The sequence below is a fragment of the Glycocaulis sp. genome, from assembly GCF_051859565.1.
Classification (GTDB): Bacteria; Pseudomonadota; Alphaproteobacteria; order Caulobacterales; family Maricaulaceae; genus Glycocaulis.
On the sequence record NZ_JBHYFK010000004.1, the window covers coordinates 1 to 12,903 of the forward strand.

Annotated in this window: 16 protein-coding genes and 1 tRNA gene; 5 read left to right on the top strand and 12 right to left on the bottom strand. The window is 63.6% G+C overall.

Features of this window, described 5'->3' with window-relative positions:
• A partial coding sequence (locus tag ACTIGC_RS06605; RefSeq protein ID WP_439633659.1) for an HflX GTPase family protein occupies nt 1-753 on the top strand: 753 nt, incomplete at its 5' end.
• 3 nt (nt 754-756) lie between these two features.
• Here the strand turns inward: ACTIGC_RS06605 and mazG are convergent.
• The 4 genes from mazG to ACTIGC_RS06625 form a co-directional block, all read right to left on the bottom strand.
• Nucleotides 757-1,596, bottom strand: a complete 840-nt coding sequence (gene mazG, locus ACTIGC_RS06610) for a nucleoside triphosphate pyrophosphohydrolase (protein ID WP_439633660.1) — start codon at nt 1,594-1,596, stop codon at nt 757-759.
• A 73-nt stretch (nt 1,597-1,669) separates the two neighbouring features.
• Nucleotides 1,670-2,077 (bottom strand): MerR family transcriptional regulator, encoded by a 408-nt coding sequence (locus ACTIGC_RS06615; protein ID WP_439633661.1) that lies wholly within the window; start codon nt 2,075-2,077, stop codon nt 1,670-1,672.
• Entirely contained in the window at nt 2,078-2,821 is a 744-nt protein-coding gene (locus ACTIGC_RS06620; RefSeq protein ID WP_439633662.1) for a MauE/DoxX family redox-associated membrane protein, read from the bottom strand.
• Nucleotides 2,822-2,906: 85 nt separating this feature from the next.
• Nucleotides 2,907-3,368, bottom strand: a complete 462-nt coding sequence (locus ACTIGC_RS06625; protein ID WP_439633663.1) for a methyltransferase family protein — start codon at nt 3,366-3,368, stop codon at nt 2,907-2,909.
• Between the two features lie 180 nt (nt 3,369-3,548).
• Here ACTIGC_RS06625 and ACTIGC_RS06630 point away from each other — a divergent pair, with 180 nt between their 5' ends.
• Nucleotides 3,549-4,196: a hypothetical protein gene (locus ACTIGC_RS06630; RefSeq protein ID WP_439633664.1), complete on the top strand. Its 648-nt coding sequence runs from the start codon at nt 3,549-3,551 to the stop codon at nt 4,194-4,196.
• A gap of 107 nt (nt 4,197-4,303) precedes the next feature.
• On the opposite strand, the gene ACTIGC_RS06635 is transcribed toward ACTIGC_RS06630, so the two are convergent.
• The 7 genes from ACTIGC_RS06635 to ACTIGC_RS06665 all read right to left on the bottom strand — a co-directional run bounded on the left by ACTIGC_RS06635 (nt 4,304) and on the right by ACTIGC_RS06665 (nt 10,049).
• A complete protein-coding gene (locus ACTIGC_RS06635) occupies nt 4,304-5,164 on the bottom strand; it encodes an MBL fold metallo-hydrolase (protein ID WP_439633665.1) in 861 nt (286 codons plus the stop codon).
• Nucleotides 5,161-5,949, bottom strand: a complete 789-nt coding sequence (locus ACTIGC_RS06640) for a TatD family hydrolase (protein WP_439633666.1) — start codon at nt 5,947-5,949, stop codon at nt 5,161-5,163. The genes ACTIGC_RS06635 and ACTIGC_RS06640 overlap by 4 nt, the downstream gene beginning before the upstream one ends.
• A 21-nt stretch (nt 5,950-5,970) precedes the next feature.
• Nucleotides 5,971-7,014, bottom strand: a complete 1,044-nt coding sequence (locus ACTIGC_RS06645; RefSeq protein WP_439633667.1) for a DNA polymerase III subunit delta' — start codon at nt 7,012-7,014, stop codon at nt 5,971-5,973.
• A complete protein-coding gene (gene tmk / locus ACTIGC_RS06650; RefSeq protein ID WP_439633668.1) occupies nt 7,011-7,646 on the bottom strand; it encodes a dTMP kinase in 636 nt (211 codons plus the stop codon). The genes ACTIGC_RS06645 and tmk overlap by 4 nt, the downstream gene beginning before the upstream one ends.
• 8 nt (nt 7,647-7,654) lie before the next feature.
• A complete protein-coding gene (locus ACTIGC_RS06655; RefSeq protein WP_439633669.1) occupies nt 7,655-8,800 on the bottom strand; it encodes a D-alanyl-D-alanine carboxypeptidase family protein in 1,146 nt (381 codons plus the stop codon).
• A gap of 95 nt (nt 8,801-8,895) precedes the next feature.
• Nucleotides 8,896-9,456, bottom strand: coding sequence for a septal ring lytic transglycosylase RlpA family protein (locus ACTIGC_RS06660; protein ID WP_439633670.1), 561 nt, complete (start codon nt 9,454-9,456; stop codon nt 8,896-8,898).
• Between the two features lie 98 nt (nt 9,457-9,554).
• Nucleotides 9,555-10,049 (bottom strand): response regulator, encoded by a 495-nt coding sequence (locus ACTIGC_RS06665; RefSeq protein ID WP_439633937.1) that lies wholly within the window; start codon nt 10,047-10,049, stop codon nt 9,555-9,557.
• A gap of 176 nt (nt 10,050-10,225) precedes the next feature.
• On the opposite strand from ACTIGC_RS06665, the gene ACTIGC_RS06670 reads away from it, so the two are divergent.
• Together ACTIGC_RS06670 and ACTIGC_RS06675 are read left to right on the top strand one after the other, a co-directional pair.
• Complete coding sequence (locus ACTIGC_RS06670; RefSeq protein WP_439633671.1) at nt 10,226-10,795, top strand: hypothetical protein; 570 nt, start codon at nt 10,226-10,228, stop codon at nt 10,793-10,795.
• A gap of 112 nt (nt 10,796-10,907) precedes the next feature.
• Nucleotides 10,908-10,997: transfer RNA gene (locus tag ACTIGC_RS06675), tRNA-Ser, on the top strand.
• Between the two features lie 93 nt (nt 10,998-11,090).
• On the opposite strand, the gene ACTIGC_RS06680 is transcribed toward ACTIGC_RS06675, so the two are convergent.
• Nucleotides 11,091-11,450 carry a PRC-barrel domain-containing protein gene (locus ACTIGC_RS06680; protein WP_439633672.1) on the bottom strand — a complete coding sequence of 120 codons (360 nt, stop codon included), beginning with the start codon at nt 11,448-11,450 and terminating at the stop codon, nt 11,091-11,093.
• Between the two features lie 217 nt (nt 11,451-11,667).
• Here ACTIGC_RS06680 and ACTIGC_RS06685 point away from each other — a divergent pair, with 217 nt between their 5' ends.
• Nucleotides 11,668-12,789, top strand: a complete 1,122-nt coding sequence (locus ACTIGC_RS06685) for a baeRF11 domain-containing protein (protein ID WP_439633673.1) — start codon at nt 11,668-11,670, stop codon at nt 12,787-12,789.
• Nucleotides 12,790-12,903 lie beyond the last annotated feature (114 nt).

A 12,903-nucleotide genomic window follows, 5' to 3' on the forward strand; every position in this document is an offset into this window, starting at 1 on the left:
CGCACCCGCCGTCAGGCCGCGCCATGGCCCTCAATCGCTCTGGTCGGCTACACGAACGCGGGCAAATCCACCCTGTTCAACCGGCTGACCGCGGCCGGCGTGCTGGCCAAGGACATGCCCTTTGCCACGCTGGACCCGACCGTACGCGGCGTGCGCCTGCCATCGGGCCGGCGCGTGCTCGTGTCGGATACGGTGGGCTTCATCACCGATCTGCCGACCGAGCTGATCGCGGCCTTCCGTGCGACTCTGGAAGAGGTGAGGGAGGCCGACATCCTCGTCCATGTGCGCGATCTGTCGGACCCCGACCATGAGGGGCGCAAGGCGGACGTTGAAAGCGTGCTGACCGCGCTCGATTGCGGCCCGGCCCATGGTCAGCCCCTGATCGAGGCCTGGAACAAGATTGACCGGCTGGACGCCGAGGCGCGCGATGACGCCGTCTGGGCGGCGCGCATGGCGGCCAGCAAGTCCCGCGCATCCGTACACCCGGTGTCGGCCGTGACGGGCGAGGGGGTGTCTGCGCTTCTGGAGGCGGTGGACGCCGCGTTGGGCCGTGATGATGAGCGTATCTCGCTCGACCTTGAGCCCGGACAGGCCGAAATCGCTGCCTGGCTTCATGAGCATGGCGAGGTCGTCAGTGACCGGCGTGACGCCAAGACCGGGCAGATCCGGATCGAAGCGCGGCTCGCCGGACCTGACGCAGGCCGGTTCCGGGCGAAGTTCGCAGCCCTGCTGAACGATCAGGCGGAGGCGTAACAGCTAGCGCGCGCAGCGTTCGTCCTCCTTCACCCGGCCCCATTCGGCTTCCATCTCGTCAAGGCTGGCTGACGCAACCGGATTTCCACCTGCGTCCATACGGGTCTCTACCGCGCGGAAGCGGCGTTCAAACTTCGCGTTAGCCGCGCGCAAAGCCTCTTCCGGGTCAACATCAAGTTTCCGCGCCAGATTGGCGCAGACAAACAATAAATCGCCAACTTCTTCCTTGATGTTCGCGGTGTCTCTGGCTGCGATGGCCTCGCGCAGCTCACGCGCTTCCTCCTCGAACTTGTCGAGCACGCGTTCCGCATCCGGCCAGTCAAACCCCACACGTGCCGCGCGTTTGGTGAGCTTCAGCGCCCGCAGCAGCGCGGGTAGGGCAAGCGGGATGTCTGCGAGGGCGGAGCTGTCCGGACTTCGCGCCGCGCGCTCTTCGGCCTTTTGCGCCTCCCAGGCGATTGTCTGGCCTTGCGCGTCGCGCGTATCGCCATCGCCGAATACGTGCGGGTGGCGGCGCTCCATCTTTTCCGCGATGGCTTCAGCGACATCGTCAAACGCGAAGTGCCCGGCCTCGGATGCCATCTGGCTGTGAAAGACCACCTGAAACAGCAAATCGCCCAGCTCGGACTTCAGATCCGCCATGTCGCCGCGCGCGATGGCGTCGGCAACTTCATACGCCTCTTCAATCGTGTACGGCGCGATGGAGGCAAAATCCTGCTCCACATCCCACGGACAGCCCGTTTGCGGGTCGCGCAGGCGCGCCATGATGGTAAGAAGGCGTTCCATTGCTGGTTCGGTGTCGTGGTGCTGGCCGGGGGCGGCATTCTGGGGCGTGTCGGGCATTTACTTCACCGTGCTGTCAGGGCTGCCTCGCAAGAGAATGAGGGCAACGACTCGCCGGCCATGCTGGGCCGTTTCACCTGCGCTGTGAACCGGGATCATGCGCTGCAATGGCGTTGATGATCGGGCAGTCTGGCCGGTCGTCGCCATCACACGCTCCGGCGAGCGTTTCCAGCGCCCCGATCATCGCGTTCATCTCCGCCACGTGGGCGCGCAATTGCCTAGTATGCCCGTCTGTCAGGCGTTTGACATCCGCGCTAGAGCGTGAGCTGTCCTGCCACAGGAAGAGCAGAGCCTTCACATCGGGTATAGGAAAACCCAGCCTCCGGGCCGCCCCGATAAAGCGCAGCGTGTGGATGTCCTGCCGTGCGTAGACGCGATAGCCATTGGCCGTGCGCCCCGGCTGGAGGAGGGCGATCTCCTCATAATAGCGGATCATCTTGCGCGAAATGCCCGAGGCTTTCGCCGCTTCGCCGATATTCATCTACATCACGCCATACATGCGCAGCGGCATCCAGATCGCCATGGCGATCATGATCAGGTTTTCGGTCAGCGAGATGAAGCCCAGTGGCACTCGGCTATCGCCGCCCATGCAGGCGCATTTGAGCTCGCGCCGGTCGATATAAACCGCCTTGAAGACCGAAACGGCCCCAATGGTACCGATGAAGAGCGCAACCGGCGAGGCAAGCCAGATCAGCGAGCCGGCCAGCATGAGAGCGCCCGCGCCAGCCTCGGCAAATGGATAGATGCGCCCATAGGGCACCCACCGCTTCGCCAGCAGGTCGTAGTTGAGGAACATCGTCGAGAAGGACTCGATATTGGTCAGCTTCTGCAGGCCCAGCAATACCATGGCGATGGCGATGAAGTACTCCACCGTGTTGAGATGGAGGAGGGGGCCACCCAACTGCCACGCTACCGCCAGCGCCAGCAGGGCTGCGACCGAGAACAGCGCGATGACGGGGGTGTAGCTGGTGCCTTTGCCAGTGGAGAGGCCGAAATGCTCGCGCAGCGCCTCGTACCCGCCAATGCGTTTTCCATCGATGAAGGTCTGCGGGGTGGTCTTCACGCCGTGCTCCGCCTTGAAGGCGTCGGTTTCCTCGCGGCTGGTGAGCAAATGGTCCTCTACCGTGAAGCCCTTGCTGCGCAGGAGGTGGCGGCTTTTTAGCCCGTAGGGGCAGGTATGGTCCGGCATATCCATGCGGTAGAGAACGGCCGTTTTTCCAGTCATCACAGTGTCCTTTCCGTGAAGGGGGATTGGCGCGCACCCTCGACCTTACCATCATGGGAAGGTCAACGCGAAAGGCGGGACAAGTTCAGATCCAGCGGCGCACACGGGCGCAATAGGCAGTGAACCCATCACCGAAAAGGGCCTGCAGGGCACGCTCCTCGGGCCGTATCTGGAAGTGGTTGATATAAGCAACGAAGAAAGCAATGCCCACCAGCCCGCTTGGATGACCCAGAATGATCGTCCAGCCGAGCAGCATGGCGGCCATGCCCAGATACATCGGATTGCGGGTATAATTGTAGATGCCCGTCACGACGAGAGTGCTGGCCGCGCGGGGATCGATCGGGCTGACTGTTGTGCGCGCTTTCTGAAAGGCTAGAATGCCGGCGGCGGCTATTGCCACGCCCAGTGCAGCTACCAGCAAGCCAAACGCGGCCTGACCGGGAAAGCCCATGCTCAGGCCCGGCGTCAGGGCCATGAGACCCCAGCCCAGCGCGCCGCTGACCAGTACGACGAGAGGGGGCGGAATTCGGGTTTCAAGCCATCTCATTGCGGATACGCCTTTTCGTGCGGTGAGCCGTGGGAGAGGGCAGCTCGGTACGCTCTCACCCGACGGCGCCAGTCTAGGCAAGGTTGAAACTTTAGCTAGAGTGCGAACACAATGGCATCGCTCGCTCACCATCCGTCGTCCCGACGGCCTGCCCGGCCGCGATGGTGGGCGCGCACGAAAATGGCGGCTGTGCTGGCTGCCTTGGCCCTGCACGTGGTTCTGGTGGCCGGGCTTGCTGGTGTGTGGCACAGCTCCACGCTGGAGACGATGCCTGCTCCGCAGATTGTCTTGTTGAGTCTGGTTTCGCCGCCTGTGGAGCCGGAATCCGTGTTCTTCCCGACCCCGGAAGCCATGCCTGAGCCGGTGCCCGAGGTCGAGGCGGACTCTGTCCAGGCGCGACCGGCCCCGGTTCCGGCTGCCCCAGCGGGGGCGGGGGATGTGGCGGAGGCGGCGGACATTCTCACGGCTGATGGGGGGCAGGCGGGGTTTGCGCCGGATGCGTCGCGCCAGGGGGCCGCCGCGCGCAGCGTGGCGTGCGCAGTGGCTTCGGGCCAGCTACGAGAGGCGATGGGGTGCGATGGCACCCGTGATGGTGCGTTTGAGAGTTTCACGGCGCACGCCGACGCCGATACCGTTGCCCGGATTGATCGGGCCTTTGTCATGGCGGAGGAGGAGCCGGCCATTCGGGTCCCCACAGCAAACCTCGCCCCGATGGCGTTACCGGGCCAGACATTCAGCCAGCATTCTCATTATGTGAGCGGCGCGCATTCCGCGTTTGGCCGGTTGCCGGTTTCGGATAGAACCCGCGATCCGGGGTTCGGGGACTAGGGGCGGCCGGAGACTGGCGGCCTTGCAAGCGCGTGATTCCCGCATGCATATTTGTCGCATAATAAATATTATGAGAAATATTATATGGTGTGACCTAGCGTTTGCGGCTAGACGGAGTCTGCGGCAAGAATCTCGCCCGTAATCTCGTTCAACACGAGTTTCAGCCCGTCATAGCCCGGACGGACACCATCGGGGCACCGTGAGAGCACGGTACGGTAATCCATGTCGATATGCATGTTGGTGAGCACGGTATTGCAAACGCCCACGCGCTTCACCCAGCCGAGCGTCTGGCCCAGATGCGAGTGTGACGGATGGGGCTTCTCGCGCAAAGCGTCAGCTATCCAGAGACTTATGCCGGAAATTGCATCAAAGGCATTGTCTGGCATTTCCTTTACATCTGGCGTGTATGCGACAGGACCGATGCGCACACCGCTGCATGGCACAGACCCGTGATCGACGGTAAACAAGCGCCCTTCTATGCGCCCGCCTGCCCCGTCTACCGAGAATGCGCCATCTCGCGGCAGAACCACGGGCTCCAACAGGGGTGGATAGCCGGAACCCGCTGGCGTCTCGAAGATATAGCCAAAGCGTGCAAACAGCGCTTCATATGTAAAATCAGCCATATAGGCCAAGAGCCTCGCGCGGCGCCGATAGACGATGGCGCGCAAATCATCAATACCATGGGACTGGTCAGCATGGTCGTGGGTGAAGGCCACGCCATCAAGATCAGACACGCGCTCGCGCAGCATCTGAAACCGGAAATCTGGCGATGTATCAATGACAAGCCGGGTAATCTGCGTGCTGTCGGCCAACGCAGACAGACTTGCCGCGCGTTCGACCAGCAAGGAGCAGCGTGTGCGGTGATTCTTCGGCTCCGCCGGATCGCAATCGCCCCAGTCGCCATCAACACGCGGCACACCGCCCGATGAGCCGCAGCCCAGCAATGTGATGCGCAGGAGACCGCTCATGGCGAGACCTTGATACGGTCAAACAGGGCGAGGCAATTCGCGGTCGTGCGCTGCGCGGTTTCTTCCACCGTCCAGCCCCGGATTTCTGCCAGTTTCTCAGCGACATGCGGGAGAAAGCTCGGCTCGTTTCTCTGCCCGCGATGCGGCACAGGTGCCAGATACGGGCAGTCGGTTTCGATGATAACGCGGTCGGCCGGGATGATATCGCGGAAGATCGCACGGACATCGTCGGCCTTCTTGAATGTGATGATGCCGGAAGCAGAGAACCACAGACCCAGAGCGCTTGCGCGACGCGCCAGCTCTTCGCCGCCCGTGTAGCAATGCAACAGGGCCTTGAAAGCCCCCTTCCCCATTTCCTCCTCCAGCAGGTCAGCCATCTGCTGATCGGCCTCACGGCAATGCAGGATGACGGGAAGCCCGGTACGCCGTGCCGCCTCGATATGGGCGCGCAGACTCGCCATCTGCTGGTCGAGCGGGCTGTAGTTGTAGTGCAGGTCGAGGCCCGTCTCGCCAAACGCCACGAGTTTTGGATGGCCACCAGCCATGGAGATCAGCTCGTCAGCGCTGATATCCGGCCGGTCCTTGGCGTGATGCGGGTGCGCGCCCAGCGTACACCAGACATCCGGCTGCGCTTCGGCAATAGCCTTGACCTGATCGAATTCGCCCAGACGGCAGCAGATCGCGATGATGGGCGATACCCCAGCCGCGCGCGCGCGCTCCAGCACCGCGTCCAGGTCATCGCTGTAGGTCTCGCCGTGCAGATTGGCGTGTGAATCGATGAGCATGGGTGAAAGTCCCGTCCTACGTCAGGCGGCAGACTGCCGGGCGGCATCTTCCAGCAATGAAAATGCGGCCAGCAGGCTTTGCCGCGGGTCGAGATAGAGCGTTTCAGCCTCCCGGGCGAGGCTGGTAATGCGCCGCGAGGCATCAGCCCACTGCCCGGCCTGCGCCGAATCGCCCTTGCTGGCCGCGTCTCTTGCCCGCCGTGCGGATTCCCCGGCCATCATGTCGAACAGGACAGCGCGGGCCTGATGGCTGTCCGTGCCGGTCGCTTTACTGATGAGCCGTTCGGCGCCGCTCTGGTCGATCCGGCCTGACGGACTGAAGGCCGCTGTCAGGTCGCGCTGCATGCCAGCCAGGCCGCTGACATGGAAGGCAAGCGCCCTGCCCGGCGCGCCTTTGGCAAGTCTTGCCAGCAAGGCGGCTTCCTCGCCGGGTACAGAATGCCGGTCTTCAAGCCAGTCGGCGCAGTGTGCTTCTGGTCCCGCGCGCAGATGCAGGCGGCGGCAGCGGGAGCGTACGGTGGTCGGCAGACGGCCGGGTGATGTGACCACCAGAAGAAGGATTCCCCGCTCAGGTGGCTCTTCAAGACTTTTCAGCAAGCCGTTGGCAGCATTGCGGTTCATCTCATCCGCGCTGTCGATGATGGCCACGCGCCAGCCGCCCTCTGCCGCACGGCGGGAGAAGAAGGCGGGAATCCGGCGGGCTTCCTCGATAGTGATCTCGCCCTTCAGCCGTTTGCGCTGTTCATCATACGGGCGGCGCACCAGCAACAGATCAGGATGGGACAGTGCCTCCATACGCTGGTTCACCGGATCTCCCGGCGCATGAGCCAGAGGCGCGGATGGGTCAGGTTTCACGCCCAGCAGCCGCCGCGCCATGCGCCAGGCCAGTGTTGCCTTCCCAACGCCCTTGGGGCCGGTGATCATCCAGGCATGATGCATCCGGCCAGAGCGGATGGCAGAGGCGGCGGCCTCCTCCGCGTGTTCATGCCCGAGAAGGCTGTGGACATGGCGTGGATGCGGCAGGCCGGGCTCTGCGTCAGCTTCCGGGAGGGCATCATCGCTCATTGCGGCCATCCCAGACGCTGCTGGATGATGGTCAGCGCCGCAGCGAGCACCTCTGCCGGCGGCTGGCCCGCATCGATAACGGCGCACCGCTCCGGTTCCGTCGATGCGATGTCCAGAAAGCCCTCCCGCAGCCGCTGGTGGAAGGCCAGCCCCTTGCCTTCAAAGCGCTGTTCGCTATCGCCTCGTGAACCGGCGCGGCGCAAACCGGCCTCCGGATCGAGATCGAGCACCAGCGTCAGGTCGGGCGCGAAATCGGCGAGCGTCAGGCGGCGCAGCGGGTCCAGCGTGGCGCGGTCAATGCCGCCCGCGGCGCCCTGATAGGCGGTTGTGGAGTCGAAAAAACGGTCAGATATGACCCATCTTCCGGCCGCCAGCGCGGGTTTGATACGGCGCTCCACATGATCATAGCGCGCGGCGTAAAGCAGCAGCGCCTCACTCATGGCATGCCATCGGTCAGACGCGCCTTCAACCAGTAGCCTGCGGATTTCCTCGGCCCCCGGCGTGCCACCCGGCTCGCGGGTGCGTTCTACACTGATACCGCGCAGGACGAGGGCCGCTTCCAGCCCGGCGGCGAGCGTGGATTTGCCCGTCCCCTCCCCGCCTTCGAGCGTGATGAACCGTCCCGGCTTCATGCCTCGCGTCAGCCGGCAACCAGATTGACCAGGGCGCTCATCGCGCGGGAGACCATGCCCTGCCGGCGCACTTCGCTGGCGGCTTCCAGCGGGTATTCGCGCGTGCGGCCATCGGGCATGGTGATGACAAGGCGCGCCACTTCATCGCCTTCAGAAACTGGCGCGGTCAGCGGGCCGTCATAGACGATCTCGGCGCGCATCCGGTCGCGCTCACGCCGGTGCATCGCCGCGCGAATGGGCGCAGTAGTGCGCAAGGAGACGTTGCGCGCCGTGCCCATATAAACGTCTGCCGCACCGATCTCTGCGCCCGCCTCAGCAAGGTCGACCATCACGAAGTCAGAGAAAGCAGCCCGCATCAGGCGTTCGGCCTCGTTGGCGCGATCACGCATGGACTGGGCCCCGTTGAACACGATGATGCGGCGCTCCCCGCTACGCTGTGCTGACGCAGTCAGGCCATAACCAGCCTGGCTGGTATGGCCTGTTTTCAGGCCGTCGGCCCCTTCAAAAACGCCCAGCAGCGGATTGCGGTTCGCCTGCCTTATACCATTATAGGTGAAGGTCGTTTCGCTATATAAAGCATAGTATTGTGGGTGGTTCCTGATTATGTGGGCCGCCAGACGGGCCAGGTCTTCTGCCGAGATGACGTGGCCGTCTGCCGGCAGGCCGGTCGAGTTGCGGAAGCTGGCCGTTTCCAGACCGATTTCGCGCGCACGGCGCGTCATCATGTCGGCAAAGGCCTCCTCGCTGCCGCCAATCGCTTCGGCGACCACGATGCAGGCATCATTGCCCGACTGGACGATGATGCCGCGCAGCAGGTCGTCCACGCGTGCTCGGCTATTGACCTCCAGAAACATGGTGGAGCCCCCCGACGCCGCCCCGCCCTCGCGCCAGGCGCGTACGCTGACAGGCAGTTCGTCGTCGAGCGAGAGCGTGCCGGCTTCGAGCGCCTCGAACACCATGAGCGCTGTCATCAGCTTGCTCATTGAGGAGGGCGGCATGGGTTCGCTGCCGTCTTTCGAGAACAGGACTTCTCCGGTCTCATAATCCATGATGACGGCGTGGCTGGCCGATGTCTGGAAGACAGGCTCCTGCGCGGCAGCAACACCGCCAAAAACGAGAAACAGACCGGCAAGTGCGGTAGCGAGACGGACCATCGCGGCTCTCCAGCATCAGCAGCTAAATAGGGGCAACCCATAAAACCGTGCGCCGGGCCTGCCGTCCAGACGGGCGCACAGGTTCAAGAGGCGGTTCAGTTGACGGCGCCGCGCGCGCTGGCGGTGTTGCGCCGGGGCAGAAAGCCTGAAACGGCGGCCCGGTCGCGCGGATCGGCGGGTCCGAACGCTTCCACCCTCACCTCCGCCAGACCATCTTCGATAAGGCCGAGTAGCCGGGCGGCGGCCCGGCTGAGATCCACGATCCGTCCCTCGACAAAGGGGCCGCGATCATTGATGCGGACCACCACGCTCTGGCCGGTATCAATGCGGGTTACGCGGGCAAGGCTGCGCAGGGGCAATTCTGGGTGCGCCGCCGTCAGCGCATGCATGTCATACACCTCGCCGCTGGCCGTCAGGCGCCCGTGAAAGCGTTCGCCATACCAGGACGCCAGCCCCGTTTCGCTGTGACGTGCCGGCTGGGTAAAGGGGTCAGGCGCAGGGCTGCCGGCAACCGCCACTACGTGGACCGGGCTGGCCGCAGGCAAGACGTTGGCTGACGCTCCGAGCGTGTCAGCGGTCTGCGAACACGCTGTCACCATCAGACCCGCAATAGCGGCCATTACGCCTGTGAAGAGATTGCGCGTTGACAAGATCATCGGCCATCCTTGCGCCCTGCCCGCCTGGAGGCACTGTCACTAGCAGGGACAGCGCAGCCCGGCAATCGGCCAGATGACCGGATCTGCCCCGGATGGCATCAGGCCGCAGTGCCCGCGGCCTGCTCCTTGGCCTGCCGCTTTTCTTGGCCAGAAAATTCGAGATCCTTGTGGCGGCGGCGGTCTGGTCCGGTGAAGCTCTTCGAGCGCACGAAGGGACGCGGCGCGTTGATGACTTCGGCGATCCGGTTCCAAAGGTCACGCGCCGTCACCGGCTTGACGCAAACCTCGGTCACGCCCGCATCACGCGCCGCGATGACACGCGAACGTTCGGTAAAGCCGGTAATCATGATGATAGGGATCATCTGCTGGTTATGGTCGCGCCCGGTGCGCACCAGGCGCGTGAACTCTATCCCGTCGAGAATGGGCATGTTGTAGTCCAGCAGCACGAAGTCATACGGACGCGTCCGGATAAGCTCCAGTGCCTCTACGGCGCCACGCACCTCGTCCACATGGCGTATGCCGAAACTGTTGAGGACGGTCCGCAGGATCGAGGCCATGTGCGTGTTGTCGTCCACAACAAGGACACGCAACACTTCCAGCCTTCTGCGCTCTCCCGCACTATTTTCCGGCAACGCCCCACACTCCGGTCGATCTTCAGCCAACCTAGGCGGGCATTGCTGAATAAACGGTTGCAGAACTGGCCAGCTCGCATTTGCGTCCGGAGGCTGAATGCGCCCATGATGGCGGCTAAACTTGGAAAGGACGCGACATGAGACGGTTTGCCTTGCTTGCGGGCGCTGGAATGACCCTGGGGCTGGCCGCTCCGGCAGCAGCTGGGGATGGGTTCTGGGACCGGCTGAACGCGCTGTGCGGACAGGCCTTTGAGGGCGAATTGGTGCGCGCGCCTGAGGGCGATACCAGCTTTGAGGCCCAGGCCCTGTTCATGCATGTGCGCGCCTGCGAGGAGAACCGTATCCGCATCCCGTTCGTAGTGGGTGATGATTTGTCGCGCACCTGGGTGCTGACGCGCCATGATGATGGCCGTATCGAGCTGCGCCACGATCATCGCCATGATGATGGCAGCGATGATGATGTGACCATGTATGGCGGCTTTTCGCCCAGCGAAGGCGGGCCGCACGGGCGCATCTTCCCGGCCGATGACCAGACCATTGGCGTCATCCCCGGCTCCTGGCCGAATGTGTGGATGATGGAGGTCCATCCCGGCGAGCGCTTTGTCTATTTCGTCCAGCGCCTCGGCACCGAGCGCGCCTTCCGGGTGGAGTTCGACCTGTCAGAAGCGGTGGATGCGCCCCCTGCGCCGTGGGGCTGGGAGGACTAGGCATCCGCCCCTGCCCTGCCGCCCGGCGGCGGGGCAGATGCGGCGGCAGGACCGCAGCGGGCAATTGCGCTTGCGGCACGGCGCGGTAAGCGGCTAAACGATGCGCGCCGCCGGAGGGGTGGCCGAGTGGTTTAAGGCACCGGTCTTGAAAACCGGCGTGCGGGAAACCGTACCGTGGGTTCGAATCCCACCCCCTCCGCCATTTTTGCGTTTTGAAAACGCAGGCTACTTCTCGGCACAATAGAAGAAGGCCGCGCCCCCGTAGGTACGCGGCCTCCTCATCAACCCGTGTTCATTAGTTTTCGTATTTAGGCATCGCCTTGAGCTGGTCTTCGGTGGCGTTCAGATAAACCCGCACATCCGAGCCATCCTTTTCGCGCAATACGACAAGGCTGCTGAACGGGACCGCAACGGGGTGCGTGCCCATGCCCAGAAAACCGCCGACATCAATAACGGCATGGGTCAGCTTGCCGTCCGGCCCGAGCTTCAGGGAGCTGATCGAGCCAACCGAATCGTCATCGCGGCCGTAGACTTTGGCACCGTCCACATCATCGGTGCTCAGATCATGAACATGCGCGGACAGATATCCCTGCCGGGAGAATGTGTGGGTGTCAGCGCCAGGCGTGTGGTGCGGCCGTTCGGAGGCGTGGGTCATTGTGATCTCCTTGATCCGGGTTAAGGGTGCTCCAGAACAGCGCCAGGCGCGCAATGTTCCCTTGAGCCCTTCCTTAATTACAGCGGGCGGGTGGATTGGGGCCCGAACCGAACCAAAAGCAGCTCCCGACCGCGACTTCATGGGCTTGCGGCGCGGTCATGCGCTATACACATGGGTGAAGGCCATTCTCCCTCGAACCAATGCAAGGAAAGACTGAATGCTCCACGTCGATCTCCCTACCCGCGCCGACATCGCCAGGCTCAATGGCGTTCGCAGTGATGCCTGCGTGTCGATCTATCTTGAGACCACACCGCTGACGCAGGACAGCGGCGCATCGCTCATCAAACTCGGCAATCTGGCGAAGAAGGCACGCGATCAGCTGGAGACAGCCGGGTTCGACAAGCGGCGTCTGGCGGCGCTGATGGAGCAGATCGAAGCGGTGGAAGCCGATGAGGAGTTCTGGCGCCTGCAGGCCAACAGCCTTGCCATTCTGGCCACGCCCGACCAGCTGCAGACCTTCCGGCTGGCAAGCCATCTGACCTCCATGGTGGAGGTATCTGACCGGTTTCATCTCAAGCCCTTGCTGCGCGCGGTCACCTTCCCCCATTCGGCATATATCCTGGCGTTGTCGGAGAATGCGGTGCGTCTGGTGGAGGTGCATGCCGACCTGCCGCCAGCAACGATCAAAATCGATAATTTGCCGAAGGACGCGGCGAGCTCTGCGGGCAAGTCCACGCTCAATGACCGCTCGGCCAGCGGACGCATTCACGGCTCAGAGGGGCAGAATGTCCGATTCCAGCAATACGCCCGCAAGGTAGACGCCGCGCTGCGCCCCTTCCTTTCGGGGCGTGAAACGCCGCTGATCCTGGCCGCGACCGGACGGCTGGCGTCTGTATTCCGCTCTGTGTGCAGCTATCCCCACCTGCTTCCCGACGGCATTGAGGACAGCCCCGACCGCATCACGGATGGCGAGCTTGCGCAGTCGGCACGCAGCGTCCTGGACGCCGAATATGCGCGGGAGATCAAGCAGATCAAAGCGCTCTATGACAAGCGCGCCGGGGATGGCCGGGCGACGGCAGATGTGTCGGATGCCGCCCGCGCGGCCACGTTTGGTGCAATTCACACGCTGCTGGTCGATATCGATTCCGTCATTGCCGGCACCGTTGATGACGAGACCGGCGCAGTGAGCTTTGCCAAAGAGGCAAGCACGCAGACCTACGGCGTTGTCGACGAGATTGCCGGACGGGCGCTGGCCAGCGGCGCACGGGTTCTGGGTGTCCGCAGGAGCGATCTGCCCGGTGGCGGCGACATGGCGGCGATATTGCGCTTCGCCGTGTAATCTGCTGCGGGCTGATCGCAACCCCAAAAAAAGGCCTGCACGGCGACGTGCAGGCCTTTTTCCGTTCTGCCTTGACCCGAAGGGGAACAGGTCAGTTCAGGAACAAGCCGTTTG

Excerpts from the sequence above, each read along its gene's own strand:
- mazG (WP_439633660.1), bottom strand. The coding sequence starts at position 1,596 with ATGCCCGACACGCCCCAGAATGCCGCCCCCGGCCAGCACCACGACACC.
- ACTIGC_RS06615 (WP_439633661.1), bottom strand. The coding sequence starts at position 2,077 with ATGAATATCGGCGAAGCGGCGAAAGCCTCGGGCATTTCGCGCAAGATG.
- ACTIGC_RS06620 (WP_439633662.1), bottom strand. The coding sequence starts at position 2,821 with ATGACTGGAAAAACGGCCGTTCTCTACCGCATGGATATGCCGGACCAT.
- ACTIGC_RS06625 (WP_439633663.1), bottom strand. The coding sequence starts at position 3,368 with ATGAGATGGCTTGAAACCCGAATTCCGCCCCCTCTCGTCGTACTGGTC.
- ACTIGC_RS06630 (WP_439633664.1), top strand. The coding sequence starts at position 3,549 with ATGGCGGCTGTGCTGGCTGCCTTGGCCCTGCACGTGGTTCTGGTGGCC.
- ACTIGC_RS06635 (WP_439633665.1), bottom strand. The coding sequence starts at position 5,164 with ATGAGCGGTCTCCTGCGCATCACATTGCTGGGCTGCGGCTCATCGGGC.
- ACTIGC_RS06640 (WP_439633666.1), bottom strand. The coding sequence starts at position 5,949 with ATGCTCATCGATTCACACGCCAATCTGCACGGCGAGACCTACAGCGAT.
- ACTIGC_RS06645 (WP_439633667.1), bottom strand. The coding sequence starts at position 7,014 with ATGAGCGATGATGCCCTCCCGGAAGCTGACGCAGAGCCCGGCCTGCCG.
- tmk (WP_439633668.1), bottom strand. The coding sequence starts at position 7,646 with ATGAAGCCGGGACGGTTCATCACGCTCGAAGGCGGGGAGGGGACGGGC.
- ACTIGC_RS06655 (WP_439633669.1), bottom strand. The coding sequence starts at position 8,800 with ATGGTCCGTCTCGCTACCGCACTTGCCGGTCTGTTTCTCGTTTTTGGC.
- ACTIGC_RS06660 (WP_439633670.1), bottom strand. The coding sequence starts at position 9,456 with ATGATCTTGTCAACGCGCAATCTCTTCACAGGCGTAATGGCCGCTATT.
- ACTIGC_RS06670 (WP_439633671.1), top strand. The coding sequence starts at position 10,226 with ATGAGACGGTTTGCCTTGCTTGCGGGCGCTGGAATGACCCTGGGGCTG.
- ACTIGC_RS06680 (WP_439633672.1), bottom strand. The coding sequence starts at position 11,450 with ATGACCCACGCCTCCGAACGGCCGCACCACACGCCTGGCGCTGACACC.
- ACTIGC_RS06685 (WP_439633673.1), top strand. The coding sequence starts at position 11,668 with ATGCTCCACGTCGATCTCCCTACCCGCGCCGACATCGCCAGGCTCAAT.